The organism is Grimontia sp. NTOU-MAR1 (assembly GCF_035758505.1).
In the GTDB taxonomy this organism is placed as follows: Bacteria; Pseudomonadota; Gammaproteobacteria; order Enterobacterales; family Vibrionaceae; genus Enterovibrio; species Enterovibrio marinus.
In genome coordinates this window covers 1,359,469-1,375,849 of the sequence record NZ_CP142109.1, presented here as the reverse complement: position 1 = coordinate 1,375,849, position 16,381 = coordinate 1,359,469, and the positions used below count along the sequence as shown (strand labels likewise).

Annotated in this window: 20 protein-coding genes; 6 read left to right on the top strand and 14 right to left on the bottom strand. The window is 44.9% G+C overall.

Translation table 11 applies throughout. From position 1 onward, the window contains the following. Positions 1 to 344: 344 nt before the first annotated feature. On the bottom strand, positions 345 to 854 hold the full coding sequence (locus tag VP504_RS24300) for a hypothetical protein (RefSeq protein WP_325894591.1): 510 nt from the start codon (positions 852 to 854) through the stop codon (positions 345 to 347). Between the two features lie 241 nt (positions 855 to 1,095). Between VP504_RS24300 and VP504_RS24295 the strand changes: the two genes are divergently transcribed. Next, entirely contained in the window at positions 1,096 to 2,814 is a 1,719-nt protein-coding gene (locus VP504_RS24295; RefSeq protein WP_325894590.1) for an SgrR family transcriptional regulator, read from the top strand. Between the two features lie 4 nt (positions 2,815 to 2,818). On the opposite strand, the gene VP504_RS24290 is transcribed toward VP504_RS24295, so the two are convergent. The 5 genes from VP504_RS24290 to msrP form a co-directional block, all read right to left on the bottom strand. Then, entirely contained in the window at positions 2,819 to 3,700 is an 882-nt protein-coding gene (locus VP504_RS24290; RefSeq protein ID WP_325894589.1) for an AEC family transporter, read from the bottom strand. Between the two features lie 25 nt (positions 3,701 to 3,725). Beyond that, positions 3,726 to 5,075 carry an MATE family efflux transporter gene (locus tag VP504_RS24285; protein WP_325894588.1) on the bottom strand — a complete coding sequence of 450 codons (1,350 nt, stop codon included), beginning with the start codon at positions 5,073 to 5,075 and terminating at the stop codon, positions 3,726 to 3,728. A gap of 24 nt (positions 5,076 to 5,099) precedes the next feature. After that, positions 5,100 to 5,729 carry a hypothetical protein gene (locus tag VP504_RS24280; protein WP_325894587.1) on the bottom strand — a complete coding sequence of 210 codons (630 nt, stop codon included), beginning with the start codon at positions 5,727 to 5,729 and terminating at the stop codon, positions 5,100 to 5,102. 125 nt (positions 5,730 to 5,854) lie between these two features. Further along, positions 5,855 to 6,472 (bottom strand): protein-methionine-sulfoxide reductase heme-binding subunit MsrQ, encoded by a 618-nt coding sequence (msrQ, locus tag VP504_RS24275; protein WP_325894586.1) that lies wholly within the window; start codon positions 6,470 to 6,472, stop codon positions 5,855 to 5,857. Further along, positions 6,472 to 7,494, bottom strand: a complete 1,023-nt coding sequence (msrP, locus tag VP504_RS24270) for a protein-methionine-sulfoxide reductase catalytic subunit MsrP (protein ID WP_325894585.1) — start codon at positions 7,492 to 7,494, stop codon at positions 6,472 to 6,474. The genes msrQ and msrP overlap by 1 nt, the downstream gene beginning before the upstream one ends. A gap of 225 nt (positions 7,495 to 7,719) precedes the next feature. Between msrP and VP504_RS24265 the strand changes: the two genes are divergently transcribed. Then, on the top strand, positions 7,720 to 8,130 hold the full coding sequence (locus VP504_RS24265; RefSeq protein WP_325894584.1) for a hypothetical protein: 411 nt from the start codon (positions 7,720 to 7,722) through the stop codon (positions 8,128 to 8,130). A 217-nt stretch (positions 8,131 to 8,347) separates the two neighbouring features. Next, positions 8,348 to 9,280, top strand: coding sequence for a L,D-transpeptidase family protein (locus tag VP504_RS24260; RefSeq protein WP_442788936.1), 933 nt, complete (start codon positions 8,348 to 8,350; stop codon positions 9,278 to 9,280). A gap of 21 nt (positions 9,281 to 9,301) precedes the next feature. Here VP504_RS24260 and VP504_RS24255 read toward each other — a convergent pair whose 3' ends face one another. The 8 genes from VP504_RS24255 to VP504_RS24220 form a co-directional block, all read right to left on the bottom strand. Further along, on the bottom strand, positions 9,302 to 9,547 hold the full coding sequence (locus tag VP504_RS24255; protein ID WP_062708088.1) for an Lpp/OprI family alanine-zipper lipoprotein: 246 nt from the start codon (positions 9,545 to 9,547) through the stop codon (positions 9,302 to 9,304). A 207-nt stretch (positions 9,548 to 9,754) separates the two neighbouring features. After that, a complete protein-coding gene (locus VP504_RS24250; protein ID WP_325894582.1) occupies positions 9,755 to 10,207 on the bottom strand; it encodes a copper chaperone PCu(A)C in 453 nt (150 codons plus the stop codon). 55 nt (positions 10,208 to 10,262) lie between these two features. Further along, positions 10,263 to 10,847 (bottom strand): SCO family protein, encoded by a 585-nt coding sequence (locus VP504_RS24245; protein ID WP_325894581.1) that lies wholly within the window; start codon positions 10,845 to 10,847, stop codon positions 10,263 to 10,265. Continuing rightward, entirely contained in the window at positions 10,844 to 11,257 is a 414-nt protein-coding gene (locus tag VP504_RS24240; protein ID WP_325894580.1) for a hypothetical protein, read from the bottom strand. The genes VP504_RS24245 and VP504_RS24240 overlap by 4 nt, the downstream gene beginning before the upstream one ends. Positions 11,258 to 11,468: 211 nt before the next feature. After that, on the bottom strand, positions 11,469 to 12,392 hold the full coding sequence (locus VP504_RS24235; protein ID WP_325894579.1) for a DUF368 domain-containing protein: 924 nt from the start codon (positions 12,390 to 12,392) through the stop codon (positions 11,469 to 11,471). Between the two features lie 326 nt (positions 12,393 to 12,718). Then, positions 12,719 to 13,411: a methanol oxidase gene (locus VP504_RS24230; RefSeq protein ID WP_325894578.1), complete on the bottom strand. Its 693-nt coding sequence runs from the start codon at positions 13,409 to 13,411 to the stop codon at positions 12,719 to 12,721. A 344-nt stretch (positions 13,412 to 13,755) separates the two neighbouring features. Continuing rightward, positions 13,756 to 13,986 (bottom strand): excisionase family protein, encoded by a 231-nt coding sequence (xisR, locus tag VP504_RS24225; RefSeq protein ID WP_325894577.1) that lies wholly within the window; start codon positions 13,984 to 13,986, stop codon positions 13,756 to 13,758. Continuing rightward, positions 13,986 to 14,372: a hypothetical protein gene (locus VP504_RS24220; RefSeq protein WP_325894576.1), complete on the bottom strand. Its 387-nt coding sequence runs from the start codon at positions 14,370 to 14,372 to the stop codon at positions 13,986 to 13,988. Before VP504_RS24220 ends, xisR begins: the two co-directional genes overlap by 1 nt. 319 nt (positions 14,373 to 14,691) lie before the next feature. Between VP504_RS24220 and VP504_RS24215 the strand changes: the two genes are divergently transcribed. The 3 genes from VP504_RS24215 to VP504_RS24205 all read left to right on the top strand — a co-directional run bounded on the left by VP504_RS24215 (position 14,692) and on the right by VP504_RS24205 (position 16,293). Then, positions 14,692 to 15,312 (top strand): LysE family translocator, encoded by a 621-nt coding sequence (locus tag VP504_RS24215; RefSeq protein ID WP_325894575.1) that lies wholly within the window; start codon positions 14,692 to 14,694, stop codon positions 15,310 to 15,312. Positions 15,313 to 15,508: 196 nt separating this feature from the next. After that, positions 15,509 to 15,889, top strand: coding sequence for a GNAT family N-acetyltransferase (locus VP504_RS24210; protein WP_325894574.1), 381 nt, complete (start codon positions 15,509 to 15,511; stop codon positions 15,887 to 15,889). 116 nt (positions 15,890 to 16,005) lie between these two features. Then, positions 16,006 to 16,293 carry a hypothetical protein gene (locus VP504_RS24205; protein ID WP_325894573.1) on the top strand — a complete coding sequence of 96 codons (288 nt, stop codon included), beginning with the start codon at positions 16,006 to 16,008 and terminating at the stop codon, positions 16,291 to 16,293. Positions 16,294 to 16,381: the final 88 nt, after the last annotated feature.

Sequence of the window (16,381 nt, the reverse complement as noted above, 5' to 3'; positions counted from 1 at the left end):
AACATTTTTCGAGATCTGATAACGAGATTTGGTTATAATTCGCGCCGAACAAAAAATCAGCAATTCGCAAAAGCAAGACGTGGCGGCAGTGATTGAATGCTACGAAACGCAAAGCAAAACCTTTTAGGAGAGAAACGTGGAAACTATTCTGGTCGTCGCATTTATCGTAGCAGCATTCTTTATTGTTAAAAAAGAGCGTGCTTGCCGTTCATAAGCGGTCCGTTACCGTCTGATTGACCTTACTTTTTAAAGTCGATAACAAAAATTAAAAGCGCTAAAGCGTAAAAAAGAAAAAGCAGGGCCTGAGCTCTGCTTTTGTGTTTCTGGTACTTGTTAACCTTGCGCTATTCGCTCACGACGTTTCCATCACCTGCGAGACATAAAAGGTGCTGTTTGATGGCATTTGATGCGTCTTTATTCAGGCCATACACATCATAAATACCGAAAATCTTCCCATCAGATTCTTCTGAGCTTAGCAGCATTCCTGTCGCTACAGGTGTGCCTTGCTCCATCGCCACATAAAGCCCAACATGCATGCCGTCAGGGGTTGGCAAATCTGTCAGGGAAATCTGAGAAAGATATTCCATCATAGTTTCGCGCTCCGACTCTGGCCATTTTTGAGCCAGTATTTTGGCGTAGCGTACCATCAGTGGGTGACAGTCGACTTCATAGAATGTAAAGCCTTCTTCGGTACCACTAGAAAACTGTTCTACTGAGGCTGGTACTAACTCTGCCACCTTGTACAAACGCAAACCTTCTTTACTTGCAGCGGTTGGGAATTGCGCACTTTCAACATGGCTTGCCATCCAAGCCTGCTTTTTATGGAAGTGGGAAAGAACAGTGGAATCGTTCATGAGAACTCCGAAGCTTAGAATACACGAGACTTCAATTTCTCGGCAGCGTGAAGGCAATCTTCAATCGTGCTTCGATAATAGCGCCGTTCAGTGAAATAACAATGGTACACCAACAAAATGAGGAAATACTCAAGCCGATTGTCGATAAGTTAGCCAGTCAACCATTGCTGAAGAATCATAATATTAGGTATAAAATAGGAAATAGATTCCCTGACTTCTGACCTCTTAGGTTCCCCTTTTTATGTCTGGACAACGCCTTCAAACACAGTTTTCAATGATTTATAACCGTTTCAACGGAAAAGACGCTGATACCAATCTCGAGACGATGGCGGACATCTTTTGCTGCACCCGCCGAAACGCGAGAATGGTATTGAACAAGATGTCGGAGCAGGGCTGGTTGAGCTGGGAACCTGCTGTTGGCCGAGGAAAGCAGAGTCGCCTGACGTTTCACCGCAGTGATTCCGATCTGCAAATGCGTCGTGTTAGAAAGTGGGTTCAGGAGGGCAAATTGGATGCCGCGCTTGAAGAGTTGGACAACGACGCTGCCAAACTGGCAAGACTGATTCAGGAACAGTTAGGTGTTTCTACACAGGAAGGTAAGCAGATCATCCGCCTTCCTTACTATCGTGCATTTCCCCTGCTTAATCCTGCTAAACCGTTACGTCGTTCTGAGCAACACTTAATCACTCAAATATTTAATGGATTGACGCGACTTAATGAAACTAACGAGAAAGTCGAGGCAGACTTAGCACATCACTGGGAATCAATCACGGATATCCATTGGCGATTCTATTTGCGACCTGCAGTAAAATTTCATGATGGAACGTTATTGAGTGCAGAAGATGTGATTTGGTCAATCAATGCCATGTCCGGTAGCCCTTACTTTTCGCATATTAAGCACATAGAAGCACCAGCAGAAAATGTCGTGGATTTCTTTTTGAGCCGACCAGATGTGAGGCTTGCAGAAACCTTGGCTGTTCCTATGGCGTCCATTCAATCTCACAAGGCTGCAAAAAATAAAGATGCCGACGCCTTCCCTATAGGAACGGGCCCTTATCGAATCGTCGAAAACAACAGACGTCACTTGGTGTTGAAGGCGCATGATCAGTATTTTGGGTTCCGCGCACTAACCGACGAAATTGAGATATGGGTGTTGGATAGCGCGGCAATGTGTTATCTACAGCCCACTGCCTCATTAGACCCTACCGCGTTGGACTCTCGACAAGGTGCGCTCCATAGCGCAGCTAATGAACGGTTGCAAATAGACGAAGGTTGCGACTACCTCTTGTTGAACAGAAAAACGGGTATAGCAAAAGATAAGCGTTGGGCCGACTACCTAAGTCAGCGCGTATCTTCTCTTTTCTTGTTACCTCATTTGGCTGAAAGAGGGATTGGCGAATACCGTCTGACTAATGCCTATGGTTTGATTCCTGGATGGATACATACCAAAACAGCGAGACAAGATGTATTACCCCCTTCAAAATCAAAACTGAGGCTGGTTCATCAAGCCGATAATCCACTCTTTCCGATTCTTGCTGTCGCACTAAAAGAAATGTTGGGAGAAGATGGCGTGGAGTTAGAGATTCAAACTGTGCCATACGAAGAAATGATGCTGCCTACTCATCCTAAAAAAGTGGATATCTGGCTGTGTGGAATGAGCTTGGGCAGCAAGAAGCATGATGCAATTCTGCCTTGGTTGATGAATTTTGAACACATTTCATCAGCAATGCCAGAGAAAGAATTTGAGGTTTTGGTTGAGAAAATGGATGAATGGCGCGCTCGGAAAAGCGAAACCTTCAATGCAGAATCGGTAGGACGTTTGCTGGTTGAATCTTCACAGATTGTGCCACTTTTCCATATCTGGCAGGGAGTTGTAGATGGACAGGAACTGGAAGATGTAGCTTCAAACCGTGTGGGCTGGTTTGACTTTAAATCTGTGTGGAAGAAGCCATCTTTCTAATTTTTCATAGCCATGCAAAGGCTGCGATAAGAAGTAAAGGTAGCGTTAATACGGTAAAGCCATTTCCGAAGAGTACCATTGACGCGACCTCATCAGCTCCAACTTTGAAGCGTTCGGCATACAGAAAATTCATGACTGCTGGAGGCAGCATGGCAAACAAAAGCATCATTCGCATGTGTTCCGAAGGAAGAGGGATAAAGAAGTAGATCACTGCAAAGCTGGCCGCGCCAGTCATCAAGCTCAACACTGTGCTCAGAATCCCGACGCCAATCCCTGACCATTTTATAGCCGTGAGTTGTACACCAAGTGAAATAAGCATGACTGGGACGGCAGCGTTGCCGACGAGCTTCATGCCTTCATTGAGTGGATTCCATACATTCCAGCCATTGAAGTTGAAAATCAAAGCCAGGATGGCGGCCCAGAGCAACGGCATTCTCAGGACGTTGTTTAAACGATATTCACTGTTGCTGAGTAAAGCCATACCCACAGTTATGTGAAGTATTACTGATACGACGAATAGCAAGACCGCTGGAGCTTCAGCGCTCACACCAAATGCATAGCCAAAGAGAGGTATTGCCAAGTTACCGCTATTGCGGAACATTTGAGGCGGGCCCCAAGTTTTGAATGGCAGAGATAACGCTTTGCCAATACCAAACATCAACACACCGGGCAACAGAACAGCGAGCACTGCCGCCACAATGAGTGAGTTTTGCTGACCGCCCATTGGCATAACAGAAAGAGTAGTGAATACGAGGCAAGGCACCATTAAATCAATATTGATTCGGTTGATGTGGCGCATATCAGGCTTGAATGCTTTTCCAACGAAAAAACCAGCAGCGACGACGGCAAACACCGGAAACAGTATGCTAATGACTTTTTCGAGCATCCTTGCCCCTTTTTGGTTGGTTTTATTATGACACCGTAACAAATCTTGTTTGATACAACTTCCAAAACATCCAGATATTGAGCAGGGTGCTTGTGCAAGCTAGAGAAACCCAAGTACCTGTTGTGCCAAATAGTTTCGTTAGGGAATACAACATAGCAGCAATAATGACCAGTTTACCGCCCGTTAACCAATTGGCAATGTTCGCTTGGTTAATAGACTGAAAATAAATTGCGCCGACTAGAAGCAAGCCTTCCATCGGCAACCCCCAGAAATAGAGGTGCATACCTTCTTTTGTGACGTACGCTAAGTCTGGCCTGTCGCCAGCAAAAGCGTAGATAATCGTTTCAGGGAATCCATAAACGATAAATAAGCCTAAGGCAGCAACAATCATCGTCGCACTAAAAGCGATATTCCTGCTTGTTTTGACGCGTTCAATCTTTCCTGCACCCAGATTAAAACTGGTGATGGGCTGCATGCCAAGAGCGATACCTTCAAAAGCCAAATAGAAAAATGCTTCTGTGTAACTGACAACCGCATAGGCTGCGACGTTGATGGGGGCCCCTGAGGCAAGAAACGCCATATTGTGGAAGGTGAGAACCACAGAGAGGTATAAATAAATCAGAAATCCTGGAATGCCGAGTTGGAAAATATCCACGACGGTTTTGACTCTGATTACAATAGAAGTTAACGTGAAATGCAGCCTGGTGGTTGGTTTGAAAAAGTGGTGTAAACAAAGCACTGCGGTCACTGCTTGCGAGAGCATGGTGGCAATAGCCGCTCCTTTCAATTCCCATGGGATTAAGACGATAAAGACCCAATCGAGGAAGATATTCAACACGCCGCCCAGGATCATAATGAAGGTTACGCGGTTTGGCTCGCCATCATTTCTCAACAAAATCGAGAACGCCATCGAAACCAGCGCGAACACACCCATTCCGAAATACCATCGAAGATAAGTGACTGCCATGTCAGCAACTCTGCCTTCAGCACCCAATGCCAGAATGACATTTTCTGAATAGGTAATGCCAACAATAGAGATCAAAACGCTGAAGATAAGTGACAAAGACAGCGTGTTACCAACGATATGTTGGGCAAGTTTAGGCTTGCCTTGTCCAAGGTTGATAGAAACGAGAGATGCTGCGCCCATTCCAACCAAGTTCCCGAGTGCGTAAAGCACAGAGCCAATGGGGTACGCAAGCATGATTGCCGCCAAACCCTTTTCGCCTACAAAATGACCGATAAACATGCCATCAACTGCAACATAGATTCCGGTCACCAGCATGGCGGTGATAGTTGGCAAGGAGTAGCGTAAAAATAGACGTAACAATGGTGCGTCGCGCAGCATCTCGTCGTTGGCGTGAACTTCTGTGGTCATGAGATTCCGTTCGGGGTGGATCGATTACAGCGTGTAGGCGGCGGTGAGTAGCATGTACTTGAACAGGGGCAATCCATCGCGTTGACGGAAAAGAGGATGGAATATCCGATATCTCCCGTCGTTTAGGCTGCATTCTTGCGTAATATCTTCCGAAAGGCTGCGATCTGCGTCTACTAACCGGATCCCCTGCGCGGCATATTCTTCTTTATGGATGGGTTGATGGCCAAGCCACCAACTCGGCACAGATTGACTTGCGCTGGAGCGGTCGACCCAATGATCAGCAACGATGATGAGTCGTTTTTCTTTGTCGCTTTCTGTATCCAAGTGTTCCAGCGTCCATTGGGTATCTTTCACAAGACCTTTGCGGCAGGCGATATTCGCACTAATTAGGCGATGCGCGACAATGTAGATTTGGTGGTCGGGGCTTTCAATGTGAAAGGCTGGGTGTTTAAGAGTCGGAGTTTCATCGAGCTGCGTATATTGTGCATCAATATTAAGGTTGTCATAAGAGTGTACTAAACGACGCGCCAAGGCTTTGCCTAAATGGCTCTCTTTCATTCCACGGTTGTGAATCGTCGGATAATGATGTTCGCAGAAACTGACACAGTCAGATTGGAAATCTCTCAGGCTCTGCGAAATGAGTTCGTCCAGCAAAAACGCCTACTCCAAAAATCAACATGACAACATAGGGTTGCGTTATGGTTTCTTAAAGTATGGCAAAAATTTGAAATTTGCTATATCTGGATGCGCTATTTGTGCTGGGCCGTTCAAAAGTGAGGCTATGTCCTCTTAAATACTGGTCTCACAACGATTCTTTTGAGGGTTTTCCACCGAATCGCTAACAGCGTCAGCGCCAAAAGTATGTAAATTGACGGTTCAATAAGTTCTGATTTTGATGACCAATAGAAATGAACTGGAGCAATGATCAGAGCCACATAAACTAAGTTATGCAATTGCTGCCATTTCGCGCCCATACGACGTTGTATTTTTGCAGTTGATGTTATTGTCAATGCGAACAGGATTAACCAACTGATTGCGCCAAAGGTCAGATAAGGGCGCGACAGGATTTCGGTCCAGAGTAAAGAGAAGTTAAAAGTCAGATCCAGTGCGAAAAAGGTTAGCATATGTAATGTTGCCCAAAAGAATGCATAAAGTCCTATCAGACGGCGGCAACGTACAAGCAAACCATTCTTGGAAAAGCGAGCGATGGGGCTGATAAGCATGGTAATCGCCAAAGTATTCAGCGCGGCTAAACCTGTGTAATGGGTGATGCCATCCACTGGATCTGCACCAAACCGGCCAGACAAAACCAAGTTCACCAAATTAGCTGCAAAGCTGAGGCTGACAAGATGAACCAGAACTTTAATTACCGTGATGTGGTTTGGCGTTAAACGCATTAATAATTCACCTTAAGATTCATATCCGTGTAAAGGTGCGCCACTTCTTCCAGATAGCCATTAAACATTGCCGTCGGTTGACGACGTGAGCTGAAAATGGAGCCTTCACCAATAAACCGCTCAGAAGCCTGGCTCCAGCGAGGGTGGTCAACTTGCGGGTTCACATTGGCATAGAAGCCATATTCGTGTGGCGCCAGCAAATTCCAGGTCGTTGCAGGCTGCGCTTCCAACAGGTGAATTTTCACAACGGACTTAATGCTTTTGAAACCGTATTTCCAAGGCACAACCAATCTCACTGGTGCACCATTTTGTGGGGCGAGTGTTTGACCAAATAAACCAACGCTAAGCAAGGTTAACGGGTTCATAGCCTCATCCAGACGTAAACCTTCTACGTAGGGATAATCAATACCACCACCGACAAACTGGGAACGTTGTCCTGGCATTTGTTTGGGGTCGTAAAGGGTCTCGAACGCCACGTATTTTGCGCTGCCCATAGGATCCGCTTCTTTCAAGAGTGCAGCGAGGGAGAAACCTACCCAAGGAATGTTCATGGACCAGGCCTCAACACAGCGCATACGATAGAAGCGGTCTTCGAGAGGGAACTTTTTGAGTAGATCGTCATAGCTCAGCTTCATTGGTTTGTTTACTAAGCCATCGACTACTAGTGTCCATGGATTAACCACGAAATTCTGACTATTTTCGACAGGATCGCCTTTTCCTGTGCCAAATTCATAGAAGTTGTTATAGGTCAGCACTTTTGACTCAGGCGTTGTTTCGAGCCCTTTGCCATAAGGTGTTTTCTCTGCAACCAGCGGCGATCTGACAAACGTTGTGCCATCAACTGCTTTGTCATCTTTACCACCGAAAATACCAAAAATATTGGCCTGAGATTGGGCGGCGAAGGGGAGGCTTGCTGTCACGACTCCGAGTTTTTTCAGAATTTCACGACGGGACTTGTAAACACTTTCCGGGGTGAGCTCGTTTTCTTTTATTTCTGATTTCTTTGGCACTCGGATCAGCATCAGGTTACTCCGTTTATCAAACTGTGCGAAGGCACGTCACTTCACTGACTTATCAGACCTATATAACGTTAAAATTCTTTCAGGAGTTTAGGTTTTTATGAAAAACGTTGTTAAAGTATGGTAGTTCTAACAGATGATGGGTAGAGTGATTGCAAGTAACCTGTTGGTAATTAGTTGGTTGTTTAATAGCCAGTTTCCAAACTGAATTTCGAGAATAGATTTTTAATGAAACGTATTTTTTTGATGTTCGCACTTGCTGCTACCGCATTGCCTGCGTCTGCACAAGGATTTTCTGCGGGCGTATTCATTGGCACCCCTATGTCCGGTGTCACCATAGAACAGAACAACCTCCGTATTTCTCTCGGTGTTGAAGAAACCGGTGTAGCTTTAGATGGCTTGTGGAACCTTGGGAATTGGTTAGCTCGCCCTGAGTTTTCGCCAATGTATGCTTATACGGGCGCACAGTGGATTGACGATAAGCACCACGAATGGGGGCCACGTGCAGGTTTGGGGATTACTGTTCCAATGGGGCATGGAAATATAGAATTGTACGGTGAAGCCGGTACGGCTTGGTATTGGCAAGAAGATGCAGCATTCAAGTTCGAAGGCTCTTTTGGGCTGCGCATGTTCTTCTGAACATTGGTTGAGCAGTCAATGAATTGAGTAGAAAGAGCGCCGAAAAGCGCTCTTTCTCTTTATGTGTCGGCCATGAGAAAAAATCACGAATAATCGGGAGTAATGAAAGGCATAGCAGGGAGCAAAGGTCTTATCTCATGTTATCTTTTAAGTAGATTGTAAGAACCCCAAATACGAGAGAAAAAGCGAGATGAAATTCGCGCGTAAACTTATCCCAATGCTATTCGCCAGCCTTGTGCCCACGTTATCGATGGCGAATGATTATGTCTGGCCAGAAGCCCAAACACGATTGATAGGGGATAATCCTGTCCATATCATTAAGCCGGGTGAACACCTGGAACTGATCGCAAAACAATATAACGTGGGTTTTTTAGCCCTAATGTCTGCAAACCCAGGTGTCGATCCTTACCTGCCAAAACCTGGGACTTTCGTGACTATTCCTCAACAACTCATCCTTCCTGACGTTGATTACGATGGCATTGTTATCAACCTGGCGGAACTGCGCCTTTATTATTTTGATCCTGAAAACCAAAAAGTTCATATTTTTCCGATTGGCATCGGCAGCGTCGGTCGTGAAACGCCAATCATGAAAACCAAAATTAGTCAGAAACGCGAAAACCCAACCTGGACACCGCCTGCGAGTCTTCGAAAAGAGTATTTGGAAGAAAGAAACATAGTATTGCCGGATGTCGTGCCTGCTGGCCCCGAAAACCCATTAGGGACACACGCGCTGAGATTAGCTTATGGAACAGGCTCGTATCTTATCCATGGTACTAATAAAGACTTTGGTATTGGGCTTCGTGTTAGTGCGGGTTGTATTCGTATGAGACCGGACGATATTGTCTGGCTATTTGACAAAGTTGCGCTGGGCGAAAAAGTTCGAATTATCAACGAGCCAGTAAAAACCACCTATGAACCCGATGGTTCAGTATTCGTTGAAGTGCATCGACCACTGTCCATTGACGAATCCGAAGTGGGAAAACGAGTGTTGACTCAGCCTGATCCGCTTATTGCACATTGGCTGAAATCAAATCAAATGAATTTTAGTCGTTACCGTGCGGCTCTGGCGGTTCAATCTGGTGTGCCGATTGAAGTAGGAAACGCTTTTGCTCAAAACAAAGCGGCTCCCGAAGGAGCCGCAGAATTATAAGGGGATATTATAGCGTAGTTATTACTTGCTGTAAGACTGCGCCATGTTGTCAATGCGCTCGTTAGCACGAGCCGCTTCATCATAAGCAAGCGCTGATGCCGCTGCCACGTCTGCTACATCGCCTTGTAGAGCTGAAACTTGGTTAGACAGAGAATCTACCTTAGACGACAGATCAGCGACGCTTTGTTCAAGAGCTTTATTGCTTGAACAACCAGCCAGTAATGCACTGGAAGCGATTGCTGCTACTGCTAGGAGACGAATTTTCATAGTAAAAACCTCTTCGTTTTTGTTGGGTTGCCTTACTGCTTTATATTTACCTGTTATACAAACAACTGGCTGCAGTATAACAATAGACTGCGTTTTACTATTCTGCAGCTTAGGCGCTGGCTAATCCGCCTCAATGTTGATACAGCTTAAAAAACTAAGCATGTCATCAGCATAATAGTTTAGAACTTTGGCAAATTAATGTCCGTATCAGTGCTTGTGTTTCATTTGTGAGCCTGTCATGACCTTTTTAACGGGAATGTTCTTAGTGACTTTAGTGCCGTCTGAAAAGGATAGGGTCAACGTCAGTGTCTCACCCTCTTTGAGCGGGTTTTGTAAACCAAATAGCATAATGTGTAGGCCTCCTGGTTTTAGTTCGCTCATTCCGTTGGCAGGAATTTCGATGTTTTCCACCTGCCGCATTTTCATCATACCACCATCCATCGTGTGCGTATGAAGTTCAACTTTCTTTGCTACTGGCGTTGCTGCTTTTACTAGTGATACTGATTCATCACCACTGTTTTTTAGCATCATAAAGGCGGCACTGTTTGGGGCATGTGGTGGCGTAGCGCGTGCATAGGGTTTTGAAACTTCAACTGCTGCAAAAGATGAGAAAGATACAGCACTGAAAGCTGCGGCAATCAAAGAGGTGCGAAAGTTCATTTAAAACTCCTGTTTATAGAAAGGGATCAGTCTTCACCAAGCATTTGGTTACTTTCTATTGAGTTTGGGCAGTGAGGCGAAGAATTGCGTCTGACACCATGTTTGGGTTCAAAGTGTGGGGTACTTTTTCAAGTAGCTCCCCATTTGGATTGAGGAAATAGAAATAAGAACTGTGGTCGACAGCATATTCCATCGCCGAGTCTTCCAATTGGGTAATTTGATAAAGCACACCATATTTTCGAGCTAAGGCATCTGTCTTCTCTTTGGAGCCACTTGCGCCTTCAATATTTGGATGGAAATATCCCGCATACTGTTGGGCGGCTTCGCCATTGTCTCGCTCAGGATCCAAGGTAATAAATATAGGCCTTACGTCTTCCAGATTTTCTTCCGGTAGAGATTTCAGTGCGGCTGACATGATAGCGAGGGAGGTAGGACAGACGTCTGGGCAATGTGTGTAACCAAAGTAAACCACGCGGATCCGACTATCATTATTATCAAATAAATTGATCGTTTCAGTACCGCTTTGAAGCAAGCCAATTTCTGATGGTGTGGCAGCGGGCTTATCATTTTGATCTACGAGGTATCGAGCACCAAAACCAGCCAATAGCGCCGCGACAACGACCAGAACTTTTATTTTCATCGAGCCATCCTTACGTCAATCGGTAATGAGATAGAGTCATCGGAGCTTTTGATAGCGCCTCGCCACGTCATTTCATCTTCCATGCAAATCGGCAGCATTAACTCTCCTTGGTATAAATTGTCTCCTACCGATGAGAGTTTGATTTTGTATGTTCCCATGTTCATTTCAACACCTTGTAGTTCAATCATCAAATAATTGGGTGTTGCGCCGGTGACCTCAACGCTGACTTTTGTAGGAATTAGAGGCGCTGCGGTGTTGGACGCCATGGAGACTTTGGCGTTGTTAAACAAGCAGGGTGTGGAACTAAGGGTGCAGGTCGGCGCTAGCGTAGGCGTGACAGTTGCTGGTTCATCAAAAACAGTTTGATCGGCAAAGAAATAACCGAAAGCAACAATAATTCCAAGAGCCATTAATTCGACGCCACGTCGGTGTCCACTACCACTAACATTCATAAAAGAGCTATGACCAAAACAAAGAGTGAGGAGGTTAACATTTCATACGTGTAAAGGATGTGAGAAACCTCTTGAAATGAAAGGAATCGTTCGAGGTTAATAAGTTGAATAACAACAAAAGACCTCATTATAGAGGCCTTTGTTTAGGGTCTGTTGATCTTTGCTGAAATTACCCTCCCAGCTTTGCCGATACTTTTTCCAAACCGATCACTAGTGCAAAACCAACAACCATCATAATGATTGCTGTGCCCAAAAGTGCAGGTTGGCCTGTTGCTGCTTCAAAAGTGCCCGGCGACAAGACTTTTTCAACCAAAGGCATTTGTTCTCCCGAAGAGTTCAAGCGGAAACTGATCGCCTCTTTCCAGGGCCATACCTTACCTAATGCTCCAATCAAAAGGCCCGTCAAGAAAGCAATGGTAAAGCTACGGTATTTGTTCAATAACCAAGAGAGAATATGGGAGAAAGACAGAATACCCGCCAAACAGCCCGTAGCGAATAGAGCAAGAATAGGTATATTCAAGCTTTTTACTGCGTCTAGTACCGGCGCATACATGCCGAGCAGAAGTAGAATAAAGCTGCCTGAAATGCCGGGAAGAATCATGGCACAAATAGCTATTGAGCCGGCAATAAACACAGTCAGCATGTTGAACTCCATGCTGATAGGATTGGCAACAGTAATGGCGTAGGCAAACACTGCGCCGGCGATCGCCAGCACGATTTCAACCACAGACCATTTTTCTACCTGCTTAATCATATGAATCGCTGAAGCGATGATTAAACCAAAGAAAAACGACCAGATAACGATAGGGTGGTTTTCCAAGGTGTAAGAGACTGCTTTTGCTAGCGTGAGAATCGCAGTCAGAATACCTGTAAGTAGGGATGCTAGGAAGGTGCCATTGACGTGTTGCCATACTGCTGCAAACCCGTCTTTGCGCCATAGTGAGAAAATAGATGGGTTGATGCGTCGGATGCTTTCAAGAAGCGTGTCATAAATTCCAGTGATGAATGCGATGGTGCCGCCGGATACTCCTGGGACGACGTCTGCCGCGCCCATCGCCATTCCTTTAAAAAAGGTGAGAATGTTTTGCTTCATTGCGTGAAAAACTAGCCATAACTATTAGAGTGCCGCCATTATATACCCAAACTATCTGAAGATGCTCGCATTCAGAGATCATCAATGCGTTCAATTCGAGGCAAATTTCACGAGTAATAGTTGCTCTATTTCCGCGGAATTTAACGATGAAGTGGGCGTATCGAGATCCACCCTTCGGGTGAGTTGATTGACGCAGTGCTCTTTGTTGTTCTTTTTTGATGGAGGTGATTACACCTGCAAAGGAACGCCGCGATCAAAACGCCAGTCAACCTAGCTGAATCCTGCATCTTCAGATTGTTTGGGTATGACGCTTCATTTTGAAAGGGCTATAAATTGTTATCGCTGTGGAACGCCCAAAGATAAGCTGCGGCGAGTTTTTTCTTTCCATCAAAAAGGATCGGATCACCATGAACTGGCAGTATGTGATCAAAAGGCCAGGTTAGAATTTCCTGAAGCGATTGCCTGAGTAATTTGAGCTCTTTGACCTGCAGTTGATAAAGCAAAGGGACATTCGCATCCTTACCGCATCCCAACAAGCGTCCGGCTAATTGCTTAAAGAGCGCGCCTTCACTCAGCAGCCAAAGGCTTTCTCCTAATATCAGCGTCCGGCTGACTGGATCGCAAAAAACAACTTCCTCCAGCGAATCATTACCACGTATTACGGTTTGGTAAAGTTGCCCGCGCCAGAGGGGGGAGGTCGTTGAATTCAATACACCATCAAAGCCAAGATCGGTGCGTTTAGCTGCGAGTCCGGGCGCTGAAAAGAAAAAAGCTTCAGGAAAGGATAACCACCAGTCTGACAATGATTGGTGTAAGCGCTGGTTTGCTGTGGTGACGCAACTAACGGTACCCAGTTTAGTTAGATGCTCTCTAATATTTGCTGTGAGTTCTGAAGGGTTATGGACCAATAAGGTACCGTCTTTCAGACGGAATACGGTCATTCTATTCCCGATTTCAACGCCAAATCGACGGCAGGAATCGGTGTGGTGCCAAAGCGCGTTTACATGCCATTCGATCATTGAAATTCATCCGTGAATGTCGATTAACGAGATCATTATCAGAAGCTACGGGTTTCGCAAAGCTTTTCTTCACTTATATATATGAATTTACTGTAAGTATTTAATATGTTGAATTTATGGGTTAGCGCATCGTAGTTCCTCTAAATGGGGCACTGGTGGGGCACGAGCTGAATTTCTTATTCAACTTTTCAACCTGATTTTGGGAAGCGGAGGGCATGAACTTGCCGTAGACTTCCAGCACCATCTTTGCGTTCTTATGACCCATTTGAGTGGCAATCCAACTCGGGTTGGCATCCTCGGTCAGCATCCAACAGGCAAACGTATGACGGGTTTGATAGGGTATATTATGCCGCCTTCGTGTTGTCAAAGAATCGATCGATTTCTTCAGTGTTGTAGAAATAACCCCTGTCGTTTGGATTACCTTGGGAAGAAACACGCTTATAGTGAATCCCTTCACGCCAAACATGGTTCCGGTAGTTCTCGATCTCTCCCGTTAACATGCCTGTCTTTGCTATCAAGAGGGGTTCTTTAACCCACTTATTCGTTGTTACCTGAAAAATGGTTTTCTCTTTCATCAGTCGTTACCTCGTATGATTTTGGCAATGGTTCTTTTGCCCTGGTCGTTGTAGTGAAAGGTTTCTATTTGCTTGCGAGAATTGGCAGCCTGGTCTAATCGCCATTCCCCGTATTTTTCGCACTTGATGCCATGCGCGTTGGCCGTTTTACCCACTTTTTGCGCTGACACTCCGAGCTCAAGGGCGATGTCTGTAGCGGTGTAGTGTTGGACTGTTGTGATAGGGATATCCCAACCAGCGGTGACAAGCGCGGCGATAGCTTTATCAGATAGCCGGTAGGCAGAAAGTAGCGTCAGTGCAACGTCCAAGCTGCATGTCTCGCAGTAGGCTTCAAAGGTAGTGTAAGAAATCGCGCGCGCTTTTTGGCAGCGGGAACAAGTCGTCATGGAAAGCTACCTCCATGGTCGAAAGTAGCTTTGTTAGGTGAGGGTAGGAAGGGTCTGAGGTTTTCTTAGATACGATTTTGTCATCTGAGCAGAGTTTTCACTGTTAATACAAACAGTTTAATCAAAGGTGTCGCATAATACCGAAGCACGCCGTTTTGGGGTGTTTTCACAAGGCTACTTTTGGCACTGGGAGAAAAAGCTATAAAAACAAAGGGAAAGCTACTTTTAAGATACAGTGGCTTGTTATTGATGGACAAAATGGGGTGTTTAATCGCCCCATTTTGGTGTTGAATACACTGTTAGTTTTAAGGAGGAAACAATGAGTATCGAGGTATGGGTATCTTTTGTATTGGCTTCACTGGCCTTGGTGTTGTCCCCTGGGCCAACAGTCTTTCTAGTCATAGGGCAAAGTATGGCCTATGGTCGAAAATCTGTTCTTCCAATGATTCTGGGAGTTATTTCAGGTGATATCATTGCATTGACCTTCTCTCTACTTGGTGTAGGTGCAATTTTGGCGACATCTTCGTTTGCTTTTAACGTCATGAAATGGCTTGGGGCGGGATACCTCATCTATTTAGGTGCTAAAGCTTGGGTAAGCCCAGTAACTACCGAAGAAGTAAAAATCGAACCAGTTGGAAGATCATGGAAAGTTTACCGAGACTCGTTGTTGGTTACAGCCCTCAACCCTAAAGGGTTGGTATTCTTTATGGCGTTTTTCCCATTATTTATAAGTCCAGAGTCATCTGATATTGCGGCGCAAATGCTGATCTTATCTACAACTTTCATTCTTATTTCATTTTGTAGTGTGGGTTTCTATGCATTTTTTGGTGGGAAAATTCGTGGGATCATCTCGTCAGAAAAAAGCCAAAGAATATTCAATAAACTTAGTGGTAGTATGCTTGTAGGTGCAGGGTTAGCTACTTCGACGTTGAGGCAATAAAACTAACAAGTGCTTAAAGACGGACTGCCAACCTGTGGCATTTTTGGTTCGGTTTGAGTTTAGTAATTATGGTGGTCTGTTTGGGTGTCGTGTATTGGCAGCCGCTTAAGCAGGCGTTATGTGAACTATGAAATTTGAGAGTAGGTGGCTAACTCCTAGTGACTGTGATTTCAGGGGGTTGGTATCAGAGCTAAGTTTGAAATTGCAGAATATCACTGGTGACTCAGGCCAAAATTCATTTTCGGCAGACGATTTTGATCCTGACAAAGATGGATGTATTGTCGTTTACGTAAACAAAATCGCAGTTGCTTGTGGCGTGTTTAGGTACTACGAGCCAAACACTTGTGAGTTCAAACGAATGTACTCTAAATATGTTGGCGCTGGCGGCTTCCTGCTCAGCCAGTTAGAATTTGAAGCTTTTAATCGTGGGTATACAAAGGTGTTGCTATCAACTCGAAGGGTTAATACTCAAGCCGTTCGATTTTATCTGCATAACTCTTTCAATGAGATTGAAGCTTTTGGACGCTATGTAGGCATTGAAAAGTCCATCTGTTTTGGGAAGCAATTGTTCACATAACTAAAGCATAAACGAGACGCTTACTCGCGGTGCATTTTCCTAAAAACGATGATTTAGTCGTTTCAATCAGTTTGGGCTAATAAACGCCCGTTATGCTAACGTTATAGGTAAGTGCTTTGGATACGGAACAGAAAATGCAATGTGACATATATTGCCGAGCAGAGAGTGACCGTATTCGACATGTTTCGACGGTTGAGCTTGAACGCTTCATTAATCTTTTGCATAAAGCTGAACCAAACGATTATAAAAATTGGGTTTTCAAACTATGCAAAGAAATAATTGACCAACATAGTGATTTTCCCGTGCGCATGCCGTTATTTGAAGATGTCATCTTCCCCGTGATTTGGGAGGGTTGCAGGAGAAACGAGTTAGGTTGTGCTAGATGGCTGGCGGGATTTAATTAACTGATTTGTAAATCAAAAAAAATCAGAAATGTTCTTGGTGATAGAGTAAGTGAAAGCTATTTTCTTAGATTAGCTATTGCACATGATC

Coding starts and splice junctions, on each gene's coding strand:
- VP504_RS24300 (WP_325894591.1), bottom strand. CDS start 854: ATGAACGATTCCACTGTTCTTTCCCACTTCCATAAAAAGCAGGCTTGG.
- VP504_RS24295 (WP_325894590.1), top strand. CDS start 1,096: ATGTCTGGACAACGCCTTCAAACACAGTTTTCAATGATTTATAACCGT.
- VP504_RS24290 (WP_325894589.1), bottom strand. CDS start 3,700: ATGCTCGAAAAAGTCATTAGCATACTGTTTCCGGTGTTTGCCGTCGTC.
- VP504_RS24285 (WP_325894588.1), bottom strand. CDS start 5,075: ATGACCACAGAAGTTCACGCCAACGACGAGATGCTGCGCGACGCACCA.
- msrQ (WP_325894586.1), bottom strand. CDS start 6,472: ATGCGTTTAACGCCAAACCACATCACGGTAATTAAAGTTCTGGTTCAT.
- msrP (WP_325894585.1), bottom strand. CDS start 7,494: ATGCTGATCCGAGTGCCAAAGAAATCAGAAATAAAAGAAAACGAGCTC.
- VP504_RS24265 (WP_325894584.1), top strand. CDS start 7,720: ATGAAACGTATTTTTTTGATGTTCGCACTTGCTGCTACCGCATTGCCT.
- VP504_RS24260 (WP_442788936.1), top strand. CDS start 8,348: ATGCTATTCGCCAGCCTTGTGCCCACGTTATCGATGGCGAATGATTAT.
- VP504_RS24255 (WP_062708088.1), bottom strand. CDS start 9,547: ATGAAAATTCGTCTCCTAGCAGTAGCAGCAATCGCTTCCAGTGCATTA.
- VP504_RS24250 (WP_325894582.1), bottom strand. CDS start 10,207: ATGAACTTTCGCACCTCTTTGATTGCCGCAGCTTTCAGTGCTGTATCT.
- VP504_RS24245 (WP_325894581.1), bottom strand. CDS start 10,847: ATGAAAATAAAAGTTCTGGTCGTTGTCGCGGCGCTATTGGCTGGTTTT.
- VP504_RS24240 (WP_325894580.1), bottom strand. CDS start 11,257: ATGGCTCTTGGAATTATTGTTGCTTTCGGTTATTTCTTTGCCGATCAA.
- VP504_RS24235 (WP_325894579.1), bottom strand. CDS start 12,392: ATGAAGCAAAACATTCTCACCTTTTTTAAAGGAATGGCGATGGGCGCG.
- VP504_RS24230 (WP_325894578.1), bottom strand. CDS start 13,411: ATGATCGAATGGCATGTAAACGCGCTTTGGCACCACACCGATTCCTGC.
- xisR (WP_325894577.1), bottom strand. CDS start 13,986: ATGAAAGAGAAAACCATTTTTCAGGTAACAACGAATAAGTGGGTTAAA.
- VP504_RS24220 (WP_325894576.1), bottom strand. CDS start 14,372: ATGACGACTTGTTCCCGCTGCCAAAAAGCGCGCGCGATTTCTTACACT.
- VP504_RS24215 (WP_325894575.1), top strand. CDS start 14,692: ATGAGTATCGAGGTATGGGTATCTTTTGTATTGGCTTCACTGGCCTTG.